Below are 19,450 nucleotides of genomic sequence, written 5' to 3'. Positions count from 1 at the left end.
AATCGCTATGCTGTGAATTCAAAGATCTGCACTCCGCGTGCTTCAATCTCGATAAGTCCTGCACACGATTTTCCCGTTAACAGTTCACGAGCTTCTGTATCCCCCAGATCATAGGACTGTGCGGAATCGTGGTGATTCATAACGAAGAGATAGTCTACCCCGTCTTTAGTTCGCGCACAGACTTCTACACCCCGGGGAGTTTCAAGCAGAGGTTCTATGTTTTTGGCTGCTGCCAGTTCAGCAAGCAAACCGTCCAGGAAAATGTCATCCGGATCGGAGGCGACATACCAGGCTTCCCCTAGACCAAAAGGATTACGAGTAAGCACAGGCATTCCTTGATAGAAATCCTCGCCATATTCAGCAATCACTTCCGCACCTTCGCTGTGCAGGAGGTCACACAGCATTCCGCATTCATACACGCCATCAAGTGAGCCAAACTTTTCCTTCAGAACGATGCTGTTTTTCTGATCGGGCAGCAGGGCATCAATCTCTTCGACCCAGATGCCAAGCAGGCTGCGAAGCTCGCCCGGATAACCGCCGGTGGTCACGAGATCCTGTTCATTAACTATCCCGCTGAAGAAAGTGGTCAGGAATGTACCGCCTGCAGCTGTAAACTGCTCCAGCTTCGCCGCAAAGCCCGGTTTGACCATGTAAAGAACAGGGGCAAGGACCAGATCATATGAGCTGATATCGCTGTCAACACTAACAATATCCACTTGAATATTGCGGTGAAAGAAGGCCGCGTAGTATTTATGGATTTGATCGACATATTTTAGCGCCACTGTTGGCCCGCTTGATTTCTCGATAGCCCACCAGTTATCCCAATCGAATACAATCGCCACCTTGGATTGAACTGCGGCATCTAGTGTGGTATTACCAAGCTGCTGCAGCTCCCTGCCAAGCTGCGTGACCTCTCGGAATACCCGTGTGTTTTCGTGTCCTGCATGTTCAATGACGGCGCCATGGTATTTCTCGCATGCACCGATTGAACGGCGGAGCTGGAAGAACATGACGGTGTCCGCGCCGTGTGCGATGGATTGATAACTCCACAGACGCATGACACCAGGGCGCTTGAGCGAATTATAAGGCTGCCAGTTCTGCTGGCTTGGTGTCTGCTCCATCAGCATAAACGGCTGACCGTCTTTGAGTCCGCGCATAAGATCATGGGCCATTGCGGTATAACTGATCGGTGTGGAGAGACCGGGATAGCTGTCCCAGGAGACAATGTCCATATATTTTGCCCATTTGAAGTAGTCCAACTGTTTGAAAAAGCCCATCAGATTGGTTGTGACCACCGAATCGGGAATATGCTTTTTAATGGCATGATACTCAAGCAGATAACACTCCAGCATACTGTCCGAGTTGAAGCGGGAGTAGTCGAGCGAGATCCCCTGAAAAGAAGAGCTGTTATGTCCCCAATGTTCACTCAGATTACTCGGAAGCACAATTTCGTCCCAATCATAGAACGTATGCCCCCAGAAGTTTGTGTTCCAGGCTTTATTCACCTGCTCAATGGTCTTGTAGCGCTTTTTCAGATAGACACGAAATGCCTTTTCGCAGTTTTCACAATAACACTCGCCGCCGTATTCGTTGGATACGTGCCAGACGAGAACAGCCGGATGATCTTGATATCGTTCCGCGAGTTTATCCGCGATGATCTCGGAATACTTGCGGTAGGTGGGACTGTTCGGACAAGAGTTATGTCGTCCGCCGAATTTTCGTTTGCGCCCGTCCGTGTCCACGCGCAGCACGTCCGGATAATTTTTGGCCATCCAGGCTGGATGTGCAGCGGTACTCGTAGCAAGACAGATGTACACACCATTCTGGTACAAACGATCAATCAGCTGATCCAGATCTTCAAAACGATAAGTCACTTCATCAGGCTGAATCAGTGCCCAGGAAAAGACGTTAATGGTTGCCATATCAATGCCTGCCAGTTTGAACATACGGAGGTCTTCCAAGTGGGTCTCGTGATCCCATTGTTCAGGGTTGTAATCGCCTCCATAAAACATTTTGGGTAGTTTGCTGCTGATCACCGCGCTCACCTCTTGTATAAGAATAATCCAATACTATATGATACCTATGACATTTAAAATATAATAAAAGTAATGAAGTATATAAGAATACGGAACTTAATATTACGGTACGCAAGGAGGCCTTTATGCTCATTTCACCCGGGCATCAACGTTATTTTATGACACCGCGGGATCAGCCGCTGCCGCTGTACATTGAGAGCATAGGTTATAACGGCAGTCAGGAGAAAGTCTCCAGACCAGCAGGTTACCCGTGTTATCACTGGCTCCAGACGGTAAAAGGAGCAGGGGAATTTAAGCTGTCCGGCGCTTCCATAACGATAGGAGCGGCCTCGGGCATTTTGCTTCCGCCAAACCTGCCGCATGAATATGTTCGTGCTCAAAGTGAATGGGAGACGATCTATATTACATTCGGTGGTTCTCAATGTGCCGCCATTGTCGACTCACTTGGTTTAAATGAGACCGCTCTGCGCCAGTGGGATGGGAATAGTCCGCTGGGCGACTATGCGCAGCAGGTGCTGGATTCAATCGGGAGCGACCAGGATTTATCCGGACTGGAGGCTTCGGCCGATATGTACCGTTTTTTAATTCTGCTCAAAAAACACGGCATGACCGGCAATCGTTTCTCCATCTCACATGCTGTAACCAGACTTGCTCCGCTCCTTGCGTTCATGGAGCAGCATTATAGTGACCCTGGCATTGGGCTGGAGCAGATGGCATCCATTACCGGAATCTCGTCCAGGTATCTGAATACGCTGTTTAAACAGTCCTTCGGTATAACCGCCTATAGTTATTTCATCCTGCTTCGTCTACGTAAAGCCAAAGAAATGCTGACCGGAAGTACAGACCTTACGATTAAGGAGACCGCGGTACGGGCCGGATTTCGGGATGCCAGTCATTTTGTTGCAACTTTCCGGCGAATTGAAGGGGTCACACCGGAGCAGTTCCGTAACTTGTACTAATTAGGACCAAGTTGAACAAAAAGATATACAGAAGGGTATTGATGCTTCCTCCTGTTGCCGTTATGATGGTATCGAATCCTAGAATCGAAAACGATTAAACGGATGTAATCCGTGCCAACGAGAGAGGATGAGCCATATGATGAGTTCAATTATTCCTTTGTGGGAGCAGGCGGCCCCCTATGCGGCAGCAGGTCGTGAAGACGAAATGCCGCACCTGATCCCTTTTATTCAACCTGGTTCCGAGAGCGCTGTCATTGTATGTCCAGGAGGCGGTTATGGTGGTCTCGCTGATCACGAGGGTGCACCTATAGCAGCGTTGTTAAACCGTGCCGGGATTAGTGCTTTTGTACTCAAGTATCGGGTAGCGCCGCATCGTCATCCAGCGCCTAAGGCTGACGGACAGCGAGCCATCCGCTATGTTCGAGCCCATGCAGAACAATACGGAATCAACCCGTCCAAGATCGCTGTGCTTGGTTTTTCGGCGGGCGGCCATTTAACAGCAACGTTGGGAACACAGTATGATGATGGACAACCGGACCATGAAGATTGGATTGAACGGTGCAGCTCTCGTCCAGACCGTGTCATTCTCTGCTATCCGGTCATTACGATGGGATCTTACGGACATGAGGGCTCACGTATCAATCTGCTGGGCGAGGATGCATCGGACGAACAGATTCGGGCTTTTAGTGCAGAGCAGCAGGTTAAAGCGGATGCTCCGGAAGCATTCATCTGGCACACCAGTAATGATCAGGCTGTACCCGTAGAGAATAGTTTGCGATATGCTCTGGCTTTAGGGACACATGGAATTCCATATGATCTGCATGTATTTGAAAAAGGTCCACACGGCTTGGGGCTGGCGGAGAACGATAATGCCGTGCGTGTATGGTCTGATCTGTGCCTCACATGGCTTAAAAATCAAGGCTGGTAATAACAGTACGTATTCCGTTCTGCAAATAACCATATCGTACTTTCTTATCTGCAAAGGAGAACAGAACTATGAAATTGCAAAAGAATGACAAGCTTCTTTTTATCGGGGATTCCATTACGGATTGCGGACGTGCACATCCTGTCGGGGAAGGAAGCTCGGGGCTTGGTCATGGGTTTGTGGGCCAGGTTAATGCACTGTTACGTTCGATTTATCCTGAATTGTTGCTTCGTGTACAGAATGTGGGTAATAGCGGGAATACCGTCCGTGATTTGAAGCAGCGCTGGGAACGAGACGTGCTCGAATTGAAGCCCGATTGGCTGACAGTGATGATCGGTATTAACGATGTATGGCGTCAGTTTGATCATCCGCTGGCAGATTCACATGTGTTTCTGGAAGAATACGAGACAACACTAAGGGAACTGGTCGCATCTGTTCGCCCTAATCTAAAAGGGCTTGTGCTGATGACTCCGTATTATCTTGAAGCGAACCCGGAAGATCCGATGCGGGCCACGATGGATATCTATGGTGAGGCTGTTCGCAGAGTGGCGTCTGAATATGATGCTCTGTTTGTAGATACACAGGCAGCATTCGAGCCGCTGTGGGAACATTTTTATACATCCGTACTTACACATGACAGAGTACACCCGGATGCAGCAGGTCACATGGTACTAAGCAAGGCTTTCCTGGATGCGATTGGCTTTGAGTGGTCCGGGAAACCAAAATCCTGAGGAGGAACGAGGATATGAGTAATGTAACTGTAGTTGTGGATACGCCGGCACAATTGGGAGAAGGACCAAGCTGGGATGCAGAAAATAACCGTTTGTTATGGGTAGATATTGAAGGTTTTAAAATACACGCATACAATCCGCTCACAGGTGAGGATCGAGCCTATGACGTGGGTGAGCATGTCGGAGCAGTCGTTCCCTATCGCGGAGATGAGGTCATCGCTGCTCTTCGCAGCGGATTCTATACATACCATCTGCTCACGGGTGAACGGGAGGCCATTGCAGACCCGGAGCAGGACAAATCAACGAATCGATTCAACGATGGAAAATGCGATGCTTATGGCCGTTTCTGGGCTGGCACGATGAGTCTGAACAATGAGGAAAAGGCTGGATCACTCTATTGTCTGGAAGAAGGGAAGCCCGTACGGACCATGGTGCAGCACGTATCTACATCCAATGGTCTCGGCTGGAGCCCGGATCGCAAGTTCATGTATTATATTGATACGCCGACACGTTCCGTTGACCGTTTTGATTTTGATCTGGCTTCCGGCACGATCTCCAATCGGACCAGCGTCGTCTCGGTTCCGGAAGACATGGGATTCCCGGACGGGATGACTGTAGATGCTGAAGGCATGCTGTGGGTTGCACATTGGGGCGGCGGGAGAGTTACCCGCTGGAATCCCGATACATCGGAACTGCTGCAGCAGATAGACGTGCCAGCAGATCAGGTAACGTCCTGCTGTTTTGGCGGGCCTGACCTCGAAGATCTGTATATTACTACCGCACGGATCGGAATCAAGGAAGAACGATTACAGGAAACGCCGCAAGCAGGCTCATTATTTGTGGTGAAGCCTGGCGTAAAAGGGCAGGAAACACATGTCTATGGACGTAAAGCGTAAGCAAAGTGTACCGACAAAATACGAATGGATCAGAGATGCTGTGAGAACAGCATCTTTTTTTGAGTTCATTTCCCCCTTTTTTGTCGTGCACGCCTGGTATGTCATCTCTGTTAGAACTATCGCTAGAAAACTTTTTAAAAAAAGAGTTTTCAAACAAAGGAAAAAAACGTTTTCCATCGAATGTTAATTATTGAAAAAATAATACATTTTATGGTTTTTGAATGAGAGATTTTGTAAGCGCTTAATCTTAAATGAAGGGAGGTGGATTTTCCCTATAAGAAGCAGCTGTGATTTCGTCTGAAACGCCATCATCAGCAGGATGAGACAGCGGGGATAGACCGGGTTGCCTGAAACGTTCAAACAGGAAAGGGAGGTATATTGAGATGAGATCATGGATGAGCAAGCTGCGAATGATAAGTTTGAGTGCAGCGATTGTGGCGGCTTCACTGGGCGGCATGGGGATGGCTGGAACTTCCGCGGCAGCGCCGAGTGAAGCTTATGAATGGAAAAACGTTGTCACTGGCGGAGGCGGAGGTTTTATTCCAGGTATCATTTTTAATGAGTCCGAGAAGGATTTAATCTACGCACGAACAGATATCGGAGGGGCCTATCGCTGGAATCCGGCAGACAGCAGCTGGACTCCTCTGACGGATTTTGTAGGATGGGATGACTGGAACAATAACGGAGTCGACGCACTTGCCTCCGACCCTGTCGATCCCGACCGCGTGTATATGGCGGTAGGAACGTATACCAACTCATGGGTGAAGGATAACGGTTATATTTTTCGTTCCACAGACCGGGGAGATACGTGGGAAAAAACAGAGCTGCCCTTCAAGGTAGGCGGCAACATGCCTGGACGTTCCATGGGAGAGCGTCTGGCCATTGACCCGAACGATCACCGGATTTTATACTTTGGAGCTCGCAGCGGTAACGGACTATGGAAAAGTACGGATTATGGAGTAACCTGGAGTAAAGTCACCAGTTTTCCGAATCCAGGTAATTATGTTGAAAACCCAGCCAACGAGTATACGAGTGACATTATAGGCTTGGCCTGGATCACCTTTGATGAAACGAGCGGTACCGCCGGACAGGCATCCCAGACGATTTATGTCGGGGTGGCGGACAAAAGTGAAAGCATATACCGCAGTACAGACGGTGGTTTGACCTGGGATGCGGTTCCTGGGCAGCCGACAGGTTACCTGCCTCATCATGGAAAAATGGATGTGGATGGAAGTCTGTATATTACTTACAGCAACGGTGCTGGACCCTACGACGGAACGAAGGGGGAAGTCTGGAAGCTGAACACAGCGACAGGGGTGTGGAAAAATATCAGCCCTGTGCCGAGCAGCAGCTCAGATAACTACTATGGTTACGGGGGGCTGGCCATTGACGCTCAGGAACCTGGTACAATAATGGTTGCCACACTGAATTCCTGGTGGCCGGATGCCATTCTGTTCCGAAGTAAAGACGGTGGAGACACCTGGACACGTATATGGGATTTTGAAGGATATCCTGATCGCAAATTCAGATATACGCAGGATATTTCGGCAGCCCCTTGGTTAACGTTTGGTGTGAATCCTGCGCCGCCTGAGATCACACCGAAACTGGGCTGGATGATTGACGCGCTGGAGATTGACCCCTTTGATTCCGATCGGTTGATGTATGGAACGGGGGCCACCATCTACGGAACAAACAATCTTACGGATTGGGATGCAGATAAGAAGATTAACCTCTCCGTTATGGCTAAAGGCATTGAAGAAACCAACGTCATGGATCTGATCAGCCCGCCAAGCGGAGCGAATCTGCTGAGTGCTCTGGGTGACGTTGCCGGGTTCCGCCATGACGATCTGACCAAAGCTCCGGAAACGATGTTCACGAATCCAAACTATCCTTCAACGGAGAGCATTGACTTTGCGGAATTGAATCCAAACACGATGGTACGTGTGGGTAAAGCAGATTACACCGTTGATCCCAACGCGAAGTCTATTGGCTTATCCAGTGATGGAGGAAAAACGTGGTACAAAGCAAGCGCAGAGCCGTCAGGCACTGCCGGAGGCGGGACCGTTGCCATCTCGGCGACAGGCAGCCGTCTGGTCTGGAGCACATCGGATCGCGGGGTATTCCACTCTGATGGCGGTAATTCATGGACAGCAAGTACAGGTATACCAGCAGGGGCTAAAGTGATTTCCGACCGGGTCAACCCGAACAAGTTCTATGGCTTCGCCGCAGGGAAAATTTACGTCAGCGTTAATGGCGGAGCGTCGTTTAGTGTATCTCCGGCTGCCGGGCTTCCGGTTTCTGGCAATTCGGATCTTGATGCTGTACCGGGGGTAGAAGGTGAACTGTGGTTTGCAGGAGGAGATGAAGAAGAAGGGCCTTATGGCTTGTGGCATTCGACTGATTCGGGAGCCACATTCACAAAGCTTGCCAATGTAGAGGAAGCTGACAGCATCGGTTTTGGTAAGGCAGCACCTGGGCAGAGTGTTGTCGCCTTGTATACGGTGGCACAAATCGATGGAACCCGTGGATTTTTCCGCTCGGATGACGGTGGAGCAAGCTGGGTACGGATCAATGATGACCAGCACCAATATGCTCGAGTAACGACGATTACAGGAGACCCACGTATTTATGGCAGAGTGTATCTGGGTACAAATGGACGCGGAATCTTGTATGCAGATCCGGTTAACGGCAATGGCGGTACACCGACGATACCGAATTCTACCATTACCCCTGTAACGGCACAGTTTGATTTGAATACGGAGCATCAGGCCGACGTTCCAGTGACGTTAACACTCAATGGCAACACACTGACATCCATTCGTAACGGGAATACGGTACTTGCTTCCGGTACGGACTATACTGTGACAGGCAATCAGGTTGTATTAAATAAAACCTATCTAGCCTCACTGCCAAAAGGAGCTGCCGTGTTCACATTCCAATTCAGCGCAGGCAGCCCTGCAGTGCTGAACCTGACGGTTAAAGATACAACGGTGGTTGTGCCGGATGGAACCATCCGTATCGAAATGTACAACGGAACAACGTCCGCATCCAGCAGCTCTATTAATCCCAAGTTCAGATTGACCAATACAGGTACGGATCCACTGAATCTGTCGGATGTGAAGATTCGGTATTATTACACGATAGACGACAGTCAGCCTCAACAGTTTTTCTGTGACTGGGCAGCTGTCGGTAACGACAATATTATCGGTACATTTCGTTCATTAAGCCCGGCTCTTCCTGGAGCCGATCACATGCTTGAGATTGGATTCAAGACCTCGGCTGGAACACTGAACCCGGGACAGAACACGGAAATACAGACTCGTTTTTCCAAAGAGAACTGGACGAGCTATACTCAAACAGATGATTATTCCTTCGCGGATTCCCTCACATCCTATGCGGACTGGTCCAAAGTAACCGGATATGTTGCGGATCAGCTTCAATGGGGTATGGAGCCGTAACGTCAGGCTCCAGGTTTTTGATGAACTTATTGCAGTAGAAAAGATTAAGAGGTCTCAAGACGCCGGAATAGGAAGCGGCGTTTTGGGACTTCTTGTTTTGTCGAATTATAGTGTAAACTATGGGTAGTTACTATTGCTTAAACATAGGATTTAAGATATAACAAGATGTACAATTATTTTAATACTAATGTAACCGCTAACAAGGGCAGACTTCATTTACAGACATATAAAGGGTGAGACTGTAGAGAAATAGAGTGATAGATGAGACAGGGGGGTCGCGATCATGAACCGGCTGTGCAAGGTGCTGATTGTTGACGATGAATTTCTGGTTAGACAGGGTATCAAACACCACATGAACTGGGAAGCTGAAGGATTTAATATTGTAGGAGAAGCCTCCAATGGTGAAGAGGGTTTGCAGCAGGTGGAGCTGTTAAAACCGGATATTGTCATAACTGACATCGTGATGCCGGTTATGGATGGTGAAACATTCGTCCGCACACTCAAGGCAGGTTATCCGCATATTGAGGTCATCGTACTGAGCAGCTTCAGTGAATTCGAGTATGTTCGATCCACACTGCAGCACGGGGCCGCGGATTATATTCTCAAACCTAAACTGGACACAAATGAACTGCTGGAAGTATTGAGACGTACCGCCGGCAAAATACCTGAGCTCAAGTACGAGCCTTCACATGAAGGCTGGCGGCTTGGGCAGCTGATGGAAAAGATGCTGTCCGGATTCACGCTGGACGAAGACAAGGAAATGCCAACCATTCGGGAAAGCTTCCCGTTAGGCGCTTTCCGTTTACTTGCCTTCCAGCCCGCTGACCGCACTATGAAAAATCAGGATCATGAACAGATTGAAACTGAGGTTCGAAAGCGGATGCCTGAGATTGAATGTGCCGTTTTACCTGCCGAAAGCCGTTTACCTGTTATGCTGCTGAATGTTAGTCCTGAGCAGGATGAAAATATGGTTGAGCAAATCAGAGCGTGGGCTGGTGAAGTGGGAGCTGGGCAGCATGGTCCGGTATGGGTGCTTAGCGAAAAATTTAATTCATTTGAAAAGATGGGTGAGGTTTACCGCGAGCGCCTGATTAAATTAATGGAATTTTGCTTCTATTATACGAAGCGTTCCATTCTGATTGATGGTGAACTTCCACCGATGCATCCTGCAGGATATCAATTCAATGTCAATATGTTTTTGCAGCATGTGAAACGTAACCGGGTGGAGGCAGCCAGAGAGTATCTGCATGATCATGCAGCATCACTGGGGAAAGACTACGTTGCGGATGTATTTGAGATCAAGTCGTTTCTGGGCAACCTGATCTTCAATGTTACGATTACGCTGGCGGATATGGATGTTCAATCTTCTGGATTGGAAGAAAGCAAATATACGTATTTCAAAAATGTCGACAGTGCTTCAAGTCTGAATGAAGTTATGCAGGTGCTGGATCAATTTATGAATGAGGTTCAGGAGTGTGTCACGGGTGCAGGCGGCAGGCGAAGTGATCCGAATATGAAGATGCTGCTGGATTACATGCATGAACATTATGATCAGCCTCTAGGACTATCCGAAGTGGCCAAGCATTTCCATTTTAATCCGTCGTATTTGTCCAGCTATTTCTCATCCCATAAAAAAGAAGGCTTTAATGAATATCTAAACAAGATTCGTATTGAAAAAGCGGAAGAACTGCTGCGATCCGATGATGTTACGATATCAGAAATCAGCAGTATGGTAGGGTATTCTGATCACAGTTACTTCTGTAAGGTGTTTAAAAAATTCACAGGATTATCACCCAGCCGTTACCGGCGTAAATTCTGGGCATAAGATCTCAAGTTGAGCAGCCAAGAGTGTATGGATAGAAGCATAAAGAAATGGATGAGATTATTTCATGAAAAAGTGGATCAACAACGGCCTGTCTCGTCTCGGATTATTTCCCAAGCTGATTTTGGTTATGGTCGTCAGTATTGTTCTGGTATCTGTACTCATATTATGGACAACGATTCATATGTCTACCAACCTGTTTACGGAAACCTTCAGTATTACAAACTCGAAGGTGCTCAGCCAGATCAAGACTAATTTTGATGCATTTAACGACTCGATCGCCGCAGTAACCAACAACGTAGCTCAAAGTGGTGCGATCCGCACTTTTTTGTCGGAGGGGGACGGAGACTCCGTCGCTTTGTCCAAATCATACTATAATATGCGGGAAACGATGAAACGTGTTCAAACCATCATTGACTTTTACGAGGTAGGTATTACGATAGCGGGTGTGAATGGGCGAAGTTTCTCGACCAATCCCTCTTACATTCAGAAGACGGGTGAGGAATTGAAGCAGGAACCCATTACAAAAGCCGCGGTCCAGTCGCCGAGCCGGCTGATCTTTGATGACTACTACAGTCAGACCAAGGAAGGCAAACTGCAGATGATATCTGCGACCAAGGCCTTAACGGATCGAACAAGAAGCCGGATCTATGGCATGGTTTATATTACGATGAGAGAAGAGGCTTTCCGTCAGTTCTACGCTAATTTTACAAGCCGAGGCAATGATGTCGTCGTCATGAACGAACAAGGAGAGATCGTATCCTCTAACCGGGAAGACTGGATGGGGACGATCCAACCTGAACTGTTATCTTACGCGGAGAAGATTAAGGAAACCGCACCCAAAAACATCACGGCACGGGTAATGGGTCAGGAAAGCATTATATTATCGGAGTATCTGCCATTCTACCGATTCTATCTGGTCAACATCGTTGATAAAGAATCTGCAATGGAACAGCTTATCGATCTGAAAACGGTCGCCTTAATCTGTGCTGCGATTGTGTTTGGGGCCCTGCTGCTGGTATTCCTGATCACAAGTCAGATGACCAAATCACTGCGCAGACTGGTCAAACAGATGTCGAACATTACAAAGTCTGATCTTGACAACTACATTCCGGTCAGCGGAAGTTATGAAAGCAGGCAGCTTGGCCATGCTTACAACTACATGCTCGATGAGCTGCACGATTACGTGGATCAACTCGTGCAGACGCAGCGGGAACAGCGTAATGCGGAACTTGCAGCACTGCAGAGCCAGATTAATCCTCATTTCCTGTATAACACACTGGCCTCTGTCAAAGTTCTCGTACAGCAGGGCAATAAAGATCGGGCTGCCGAGACCATTAATGCGCTGATTGGGCTGCTGCAAAATACGATTAGTGATGTCAGGGAAACGGTGACGGTGGAGCAGGAGATTGAGAATCTGAAAAACTATGTCTTCATTAATCATGTACGTTATGGCGGACGAATTAAAGCGGCCTTTTACGTGGCTCCAGACTGCACACATTATCATGTTCCCAAGCTGGTGATCCAGCCATTTATCGAAAATGCCTTTTTCCATGGATTTATTAAAAAGGAAACCGGTACGATCCGTGTCATGGTGTCCCGTGCAGGGGAATCGTTAATTTGTGAGATTATGGATAACGGGGATGGCATTGAAGGCTTGAATACGGGAGGAACGCTGCCCAATCCCCAAAATAATCGGCAGCTGTTCAGCGGCATAGGGATTCGGAATGTACATGATCGAATCGAGCTTTTGTACGGATCACCATATGGTGTGACGATTACGAGCACGGTTGGTGAGGGTACGAGAGTCACCGTAACGCTGCCGTTGATTACAGGTTAAACAAGAAATATTCGTCGCATGATATTGAACCCCTCATTCCTGATGTTCGGAAATGAGGGGTTTTTCAGTTGCAAACGTATAAGCAGCCTGCATAGTTGTGAAATATTCAGCTCAAAATAGTACAAAATCAAAAGATATTACAAAAAGCCAAATTTAGTGCAACCGTTTTCTGTAAAGGTTTTCATTGTGGCAATAAGAAGACAAATCTGCACAAAATTTTTACTAACGAATGGAGAAATGGGAATGATAAGATGAATACATCGAAAGCAACCGCTTTCAGAAAACGCAAACAAATTTACAAACAAAGAGGTCGAAGGGGAGTTGAATGTTTTGAAAAAAATATGGGTATTGATGCTCGCAACCGTACTGCTGCTGTCCGCATGTTCATCCGGCGGTGGAGGTAAAGAAGCTGCCAGCGGTGGTAGCGAGAAAGCCAACGAAATTACAATTTGGGCTTGGGATAAAGCATTTAACGTCGCTGCTCTGGAGCAAGCTAAAGCCATTTATCAAAAAGAAAACCCTGATCTGAAAATCAACATCATTGAAAATGCTCAAGATGCGATCATTCAGAAGCTGAACACAGGCTTGAACTCCGGAACAAGCAGCGGTTTGCCAAACGTAGTTCTGATCGAAGACTACCGTGCACAAAGCTTCCTGAGCGCTTATCCAGATGCGTTCAAAGATTTGTCTTCCACAATCAAAGCATCCGACTTTGCAGAGTATAAAATTGGACCCACTTCTTATGAAGGTAAACAATACGGTATTCCGTTTGACTCCGGCGTAGCTGGTTTGTACTACAGAACAGACTTGCTTGAGGAAGCAGGCTACAAAGCTGCTGACCTGCAGGACATCACGTGGGATGATTACATCAAAATCGGTGAAGCTGTAAAAGCAAAAACAGGTAAAGAGCTTTTGTCTCTTGACCCGAACGACCTGGGTATCATCCGTATGATGATTCAAACTGCAGGTAAATGGTACACAGCTGAAGATGGTAAAACACCTGATCTGAACAACAACCCTGCATTGAAAGAAGCGTTTGAAACATACAAAAAAATGATGGATGCTAACATTGTTAAACTGCACTCCGACTGGAGCCAATTCGTTGCAAACGCGAATAACGGTGCGGTAGCAACAATTCCTACAGGTAACTGGTTCTCACCATCTGTTCGTCAAGAAGCTTCCCAATCCGGTAAATGGGCTGTAGCTCCAATGCCGAAATTGGCTGGTCAAGCAAACTCTGTACACGCATCCAACTTGGGCGGCAGCTCATGGTACATCATGAACGATGTTCCTGGTGCAGACCAAGCGGCTGACTTCATGGCTAAAACGTTTGGTTCCGACAAAGAGTTGTATCAAGAATTGTTGACTAAAATCGGTGCAATCGGTACGTACACACCGGCTGTTGACGGTGATGCATACAACAAACCAGACGAGTTCTTCGGTGGTCAAAAAATCTTCGCTGATTTCGCTAACTGGACAAAAGAAATTCCAAAAGTAAACTATGGCAGCAACACTTATGCAATCGAAGATATCTTGGTTGTTGAAATGCAGGCATACCTGAACGGTAAATCCATCGATGACGTTCTGAATGATGCACAAAAACAAGCTGAGGCACAATTAAACTAATCCCAAGGTAACTTATAGAACCTAGGAAACATCGGAGCCGTCTCCCTTGTCTGGCGCAAGTCGAGCTGGACATGGCGAGAGGCTCTGTAGGTTCTACCCTTGTTGCATGGAGAGAGAGGAGCCATACTGTGAAAGCCATAAATACAGGAGACAGTCTCCAAAAGAAAAATAATTTGACTGGATGGGCTTTTGTTTTGCTGGCTGTTGTCGGAATTGTAGCATTCTACTTCTATCCGATGATTCAAGCGCTGCTCTTATCATTCAAGTCAGGCAAAGGTGCCAACCTTGAGTTTTCGGGCCTCGCGAACTACAAAAGATTGCTCGTGGATACCACATTCCGGACGGCTTTATCGAACACATTCATTTACTTAATCATTCAAGTACCTTTAATGATCATTCTCGGTTTGTTCATTTCCGTATTGCTGAATGACAGCACACTGCGTTTCCGGAGCTTTTTCCGTACTGCAATTTTCCTGCCTTGTGTAACTTCACTTGTTGCTTACTCGGTTGTATTCAAGTATTTGTTTGCACCGGATGGTATGGTAAACCAGGCTTTGATGGGTTTACACATTATCGGCACACCCATTCAATGGATTACTGACCCGTTCTGGGCTAAAATTACGATCATAATCGCCGTTACTTGGCGTTGGACCGGATATAACATGATTTTCTATCTGTCATCCTTGCAAAACATCGACCAATCGATCTATGAAGCAGCGAAGATTGACGGAGCGAATGCGTTCACTCAATTTTTCAAAATCACTGTACCATTGCTTAAACCGATCATTCTCTTCACGTCCATTACATCAACGATTGGTACACTGCAAATCTTTGATGAAATTATGAATATTACCAAAGGTGGTCCAGGTAACGCGACCATGTCGATTTCTCAATATATCTACAACCTTTCGTTTAAATATTCACCGGACTTCGGTTATGCAGCAACCGTTTCGTATTCCATCGTAATTCTGATCATTATTTTGTCCATCATCCAGTTCAAAGTGGCAGGTGATAATAAAAATGGCTAAATCAAGAGCAAAACGCATTTTCACATATGTTTTCCTGTCCATCGTCGCTTTTATTTCCATCTTCCCGTTTTTCTGGATGATCGTCAGCGCTACAAACAAATCGGTAGACGTAACTAGAGGCACTTTGCTGCCGGGCTCTGCTTTGATCGAAAACATCAACAAACTGCTCGACACCACGAATCTGATTCAGGCACTGGGCAATTCAGCGATTATCTCCATCGTGTCAACCATTCTTGCTCTGTTGATTGGTTCCATGGCAGGTTACGGGTTTGAAGTATTTCGGACAAAATCCCGCGACGTCGTGTTTAACATCCTGCTCATGTCGATGATGATTCCGTTTGCAGCGATTATGATTCCGCTTTATCGAATGTTTGCAACCATTTCCAGTGCAGCGCCGGCAATCGGTATTAATACGATGGCTTCGGTTATTATCCCGACCATCACAACAGCGTTCCTGATCTTCTTCTTCCGTCAGAACACCAAAATGTTCCCGAAAGACTTGCTGGAAGCAGGACGTATTGACGGTCTGAGCGAACTGGGAATTTTCTTGAAAATCTATATGCCTACGATGAAAACAACATACGCGGCAGCAGCGATCATTACATTCATGAGCAGCTGGAACAACTATCTATGGCCGCTCATCGTATTGCAAACGCCGGATCAGCAGACGATTCCGCTGTTGATCTCCAACCTGGGCGCAGGTTATGCTCCGGATTACGGCGTGATCATGACCGCAGTTGTTATTGCAACACTTCCAACAGCATTGGTGTTCTTCATTATGCAGAAACACTTTGTTGCAGGTATGGTTGGTTCCGTAAAATAAGCATAATTGCATATCACGTCCAACTGGACGAATGCAGGAAAGAAGGGAGGACGCCTGTACAGGCGTACCTCTATCTTTTTTGTATAGATGCAGATTAAACACTAAGCATTGCTTCAATGAATTCGCAGCGAAAACTCATAACGAAATTCGTACTATAGAGGGAGAGAGAGCCGATGAAAGCAGCAAAGGCAGATATCAACTGGTTAGGTGACGTAAGTGTATTTGAGGTAAACCGTCTTCATGCCTATTCCGATCACCGCTATTATCAAACGATGGAAGAGGCTGTGGCTTCTGCTGAGATGGCACTTCGTTACGATCTGAATGGAACATGGAAGTTCAACTATTCAATTCGTCCGGACTGCCGTCCTGAACTATTTTATACGTCCGAGTACTCCAGCGAAGGCTGGGATGATATCGAAGTACCGGGACATATCCAGCTGCAGGGTTACGGACAGATTCAATATGTAAATACGCAGTATCCGTGGGATGGATTGAATGAACTTCGTCCGCCGGCTCTGCCGCAGGATAAAAACGCGGTAGGCAGCTACATTCGCACATTCCATCTGCCTAAAGGCTGGGAAGCGAATCCGGTATACATTTCGTTCCAAGGTGTGGAATCCGCATTTTATGTATGGCTCAACGGGCAGTTCGTAGGTTACGGGGAAGACAGCTTCACACCATCTGACTTTGACCTGTCACCGTTCCTGCAGGATGGAGAGAACAAACTGGCGGTTGAAGTTTACCAACGAAGCACAGGCAGCTGGTTGGAGGATCAGGACTTCTGGCGTTTCTCCGGTATCTTCAGAGATGTTTATCTGTATACAGTACCAGCCGCTCACATTCGTGATGTTCATGTCCGTACCGATTTGGATGCTTCATATACGAATGGTACATTGGAACTCGATCTGAAACTGGAAGGAAAAGCGGCAGCAGGTGCGCGGATCGAAGCGGAGCTTCGAGACAAAGAAGGCAGTGTGGTGAAAACCTTTGGCCCTAATGAAGTGGGCAATGGTCTGGTGCAGATTCGTGAAGAAATCGGTAAAGTAAACCTTTGGAGCGCAGAGATTCCGTATCTGTATCGTTTATACATCCGTGTATATGATGCAGCAGGCAGCCTTGTGGAAGTTGTTCCTCAAGCCGTTGGTTTCCGCAAATTCGAAATGATCGACAAAGTGATGCACATTAATGGCAAGCGTATTGTATTTAAAGGCGTAAACCGTCATGAGTTCAACCCGCGTCGCGGTCGTGCGATCACGAAGGAAGACATGCTGTGGGATGTGCGTACGATCAAACAAAACAATATGAATGCGGTTCGTACATCACATTATCCGAACCAGAGCTTGTGGTACGAACTGTGCGACGAGTACGGACTTTATGTGATTGATGAGATGAACCTGGAAACCCACGGTTCCTGGCAAAAGCTTGGCGCAGTTGAGCCTTCATGGGTAATCCCTGGCGATAAGCCGGAATGGCATGACATCGTGATGGATCGTGCAGTTTCAATGGTGGAGCGTGACAAAAACCATCCGTCCATTCTGATCTGGTCCTGCGGCAACGAATCCCATGGTGGTGAAGTAATCTATAAAGTGTCACAATATTTCAAAAAGGCAGATCCAACACGTATGGTTCATTACGAAGGTGTGTTCCACGACCGCCGTTTCAATGATACAAGTGACATGGAATCCCGGATGTATGCAAAACCGGCTGACATCGAAGAGTTCCTGAACGATAACCCGACCAAACCATATATTAGCTGTGAATATATGCATGCGATGGGCAATTCCATTGGCGGTATGCATAAATACACGGAACTGGAAGACAAGTACCCGATGTATCAAGGTGGCTTCATCTGGGATTACATCGACCAATCGATCTATAAAAAGGATCGTTACGGTAAAGAATACCTGGCTTATGGCGGGGACTTTGGGGATCGTCCATCAGACTATTCATTCTGCGGCAACGGTATTGTACATGCAGATCGTAAAGTGACAGCTAAAATGCAGGAGGTTAAATTCCTGTATCAAAACATTAAGCTGTTCCCAAGCCGTGACGGCGTTAAAATTGTGAACCAGAATCTGTTCGCAGATACTTCCGCGTATGAACTGGTGTACAGCCTGGACCGTGAAGGACATGAAGTATTGCACGGCACACTGGATGTAAATGTCCCTGCGGAAAGTGAAACTGTAGTAGAGCTTCCTTTAAATGCAAACGCCCTGGAGTCCGGCGAATATGCTGTTAACGTGGCATTCGTGTTGAAAGAAGCAGCGCTGTGGGCAGACAAAGGTGACGAAGTGGCGTTTGGGCAGTTTATTTTCACGCAGGAAGGAAGCCAAGCATCTGTTGCAGCGGATAAAAACGTTGTGAGCGATATTCAGGTGGTTGAAGGTGACGTGAACATCGGTGTCCGCGTTGGTCAAACCCATGCGTTGTTCTCCAAGCAGTTCGGAACATTGGTTTCCCTGAAGTTCTCTGGACGTGAGACAATTGCCGTCCCGCCAGCACCTCTGTTCTGGCGTGCGGCGACAGACAATGATAAAGGTACAGCGATGGGCTTTGAACTTGGCGCATGGTATGCTGCCAGCCTGATGCCGCGCTGCGTAGAGTGGAAACATGAACAGAAGCCGGATCAATACCGGATCGAGTTCACATATAAACTGAATATCTCGTCCGATGTACAGGTGAAAGTAACCTATACGGTGCTTGCCGATGGAAGTGTACATGTGCACAACACATACAAAGGCACAGAAGGCCTGCCGAACCTGCCAATCCACGCGCTTTCCTTCAGAACGTCTCCGGATTATGAGAACGTAGAATGGCTGGCGATGGGACCGGAGGAAAACTATTCGGACCGTGCATTTGGCGCCCGTCTGGGCATCCATGGCAGTAAGGTTGCAGATACCATGGCTCCATATCTTGTACCGCAGGAGTCGGGTAACCGCACAGGTGTACGCTGGGCTAAGCTGACTGATAATGCAGGACGCGGTTTCAAAATCGAAGCTTCCGGTACACCGGTAGAGTTGAATGTATCCCCATATACAGCGTTCGAACTGGAGAATGCTCAGCATGTGTATGAGTTACCACCAGTACATTACACGGTTGTTACGGTAGCCGGTAAACAAATGGGTGTTGGCGGTGACGACAGCTGGGGCGCTCCGGTGCATCCGGAATATCAAATTCCTTCCAATGGTGAGCTGAACTTTGAATTCGTTATTCGTTCACTGTAAGCAGAAAGCTTAAATGGCTGGAACAACAGGTGCTGATGCCATTGGTGTCATTGCAGCGGTAACTTGACTTGAAGCTTGATTA

The 19,450-nt window shown here is 47.4% G+C and carries 12 protein-coding genes; 11 read left to right on the top strand and 1 reads right to left on the bottom strand.

Features of this window, described 5'->3' with window-relative positions; genetic code table 11:
• Positions 1-5: 5 nt before the first annotated feature.
• On the bottom strand, positions 6-2,036 hold the full coding sequence (locus tag ABXS70_RS15465; RefSeq protein ID WP_366288970.1) for a beta-galactosidase: 2,031 nt from the start codon (positions 2,034-2,036) through the stop codon (positions 6-8).
• Positions 2,037-2,161: 125 nt separating this feature from the next.
• Between ABXS70_RS15465 and ABXS70_RS15460 the strand changes: the two genes are divergently transcribed.
• The 11 genes from ABXS70_RS15460 (at position 2,162) to ABXS70_RS15410 (ending at position 19,368) form a co-directional block, all read left to right on the top strand.
• On the top strand, positions 2,162-2,995 hold the full coding sequence (locus ABXS70_RS15460) for an AraC family transcriptional regulator (protein ID WP_366288967.1): 834 nt from the start codon (positions 2,162-2,164) through the stop codon (positions 2,993-2,995).
• 136 nt (positions 2,996-3,131) lie between these two features.
• Positions 3,132-3,923, top strand: a complete 792-nt coding sequence (locus ABXS70_RS15455; RefSeq protein WP_366288964.1) for an alpha/beta hydrolase — start codon at positions 3,132-3,134, stop codon at positions 3,921-3,923.
• A 68-nt stretch (positions 3,924-3,991) separates the two neighbouring features.
• Positions 3,992-4,651 (top strand): SGNH/GDSL hydrolase family protein, encoded by a 660-nt coding sequence (locus ABXS70_RS15450; protein ID WP_342555410.1) that lies wholly within the window; start codon positions 3,992-3,994, stop codon positions 4,649-4,651.
• A gap of 14 nt (positions 4,652-4,665) precedes the next feature.
• The gene (locus ABXS70_RS15445; protein ID WP_366288960.1) at positions 4,666-5,547 is read left to right on the top strand and encodes an SMP-30/gluconolactonase/LRE family protein; all 882 of its coding nucleotides are present in this window, start codon (positions 4,666-4,668) and stop codon (positions 5,545-5,547) included.
• A gap of 383 nt (positions 5,548-5,930) precedes the next feature.
• Entirely contained in the window at positions 5,931-9,005 is a 3,075-nt protein-coding gene (locus tag ABXS70_RS15440) for a X2-like carbohydrate binding domain-containing protein (RefSeq protein WP_366288957.1), read from the top strand.
• A 283-nt stretch (positions 9,006-9,288) separates the two neighbouring features.
• On the top strand, positions 9,289-10,830 hold the full coding sequence (locus ABXS70_RS15435) for a response regulator transcription factor (protein WP_366288954.1): 1,542 nt from the start codon (positions 9,289-9,291) through the stop codon (positions 10,828-10,830).
• 64 nt (positions 10,831-10,894) lie between these two features.
• Positions 10,895-12,667: a sensor histidine kinase gene (locus tag ABXS70_RS15430; protein WP_366288951.1), complete on the top strand. Its 1,773-nt coding sequence runs from the start codon at positions 10,895-10,897 to the stop codon at positions 12,665-12,667.
• Positions 12,668-12,997: 330 nt separating this feature from the next.
• Entirely contained in the window at positions 12,998-14,293 is a 1,296-nt protein-coding gene (locus ABXS70_RS15425; protein WP_342555415.1) for an extracellular solute-binding protein, read from the top strand.
• 128 nt (positions 14,294-14,421) lie between these two features.
• Positions 14,422-15,321: a sugar ABC transporter permease gene (locus ABXS70_RS15420; protein WP_123064406.1), complete on the top strand. Its 900-nt coding sequence runs from the start codon at positions 14,422-14,424 to the stop codon at positions 15,319-15,321.
• The gene (locus ABXS70_RS15415; protein WP_342555416.1) at positions 15,314-16,144 is read left to right on the top strand and encodes a carbohydrate ABC transporter permease; all 831 of its coding nucleotides are present in this window, start codon (positions 15,314-15,316) and stop codon (positions 16,142-16,144) included. The genes ABXS70_RS15420 and ABXS70_RS15415 overlap by 8 nt, the downstream gene beginning before the upstream one ends.
• 173 nt (positions 16,145-16,317) lie before the next feature.
• Positions 16,318-19,368, top strand: a complete 3,051-nt coding sequence (locus tag ABXS70_RS15410) for a glycoside hydrolase family 2 TIM barrel-domain containing protein (protein WP_366288946.1) — start codon at positions 16,318-16,320, stop codon at positions 19,366-19,368.
• Positions 19,369-19,450: the final 82 nt, after the last annotated feature.

Source organism: Paenibacillus sp. AN1007 (assembly GCF_040702995.1).
GTDB lineage: Bacteria > Bacillota > Bacilli > Paenibacillales > Paenibacillaceae > Paenibacillus.
This window is presented reverse-complemented; position numbering and strand designations above follow the sequence as displayed.

Coding starts and splice junctions, on each gene's coding strand:
- ABXS70_RS15460 (WP_366288967.1), top strand. CDS start 2,162: ATGCTCATTTCACCCGGGCATCAACGTTATTTTATGACACCGCGGGAT.
- ABXS70_RS15435 (WP_366288954.1), top strand. CDS start 9,289: ATGAACCGGCTGTGCAAGGTGCTGATTGTTGACGATGAATTTCTGGTT.
- ABXS70_RS15410 (WP_366288946.1), top strand. CDS start 16,318: ATGAAAGCAGCAAAGGCAGATATCAACTGGTTAGGTGACGTAAGTGTA.
- ABXS70_RS15430 (WP_366288951.1), top strand. CDS start 10,895: ATGAAAAAGTGGATCAACAACGGCCTGTCTCGTCTCGGATTATTTCCC.
- ABXS70_RS15440 (WP_366288957.1), top strand. CDS start 5,931: ATGAGATCATGGATGAGCAAGCTGCGAATGATAAGTTTGAGTGCAGCG.
- ABXS70_RS15415 (WP_342555416.1), top strand. CDS start 15,314: ATGGCTAAATCAAGAGCAAAACGCATTTTCACATATGTTTTCCTGTCC.
- ABXS70_RS15445 (WP_366288960.1), top strand. CDS start 4,666: ATGAGTAATGTAACTGTAGTTGTGGATACGCCGGCACAATTGGGAGAA.
- ABXS70_RS15455 (WP_366288964.1), top strand. CDS start 3,132: ATGATGAGTTCAATTATTCCTTTGTGGGAGCAGGCGGCCCCCTATGCG.
- ABXS70_RS15450 (WP_342555410.1), top strand. CDS start 3,992: ATGAAATTGCAAAAGAATGACAAGCTTCTTTTTATCGGGGATTCCATT.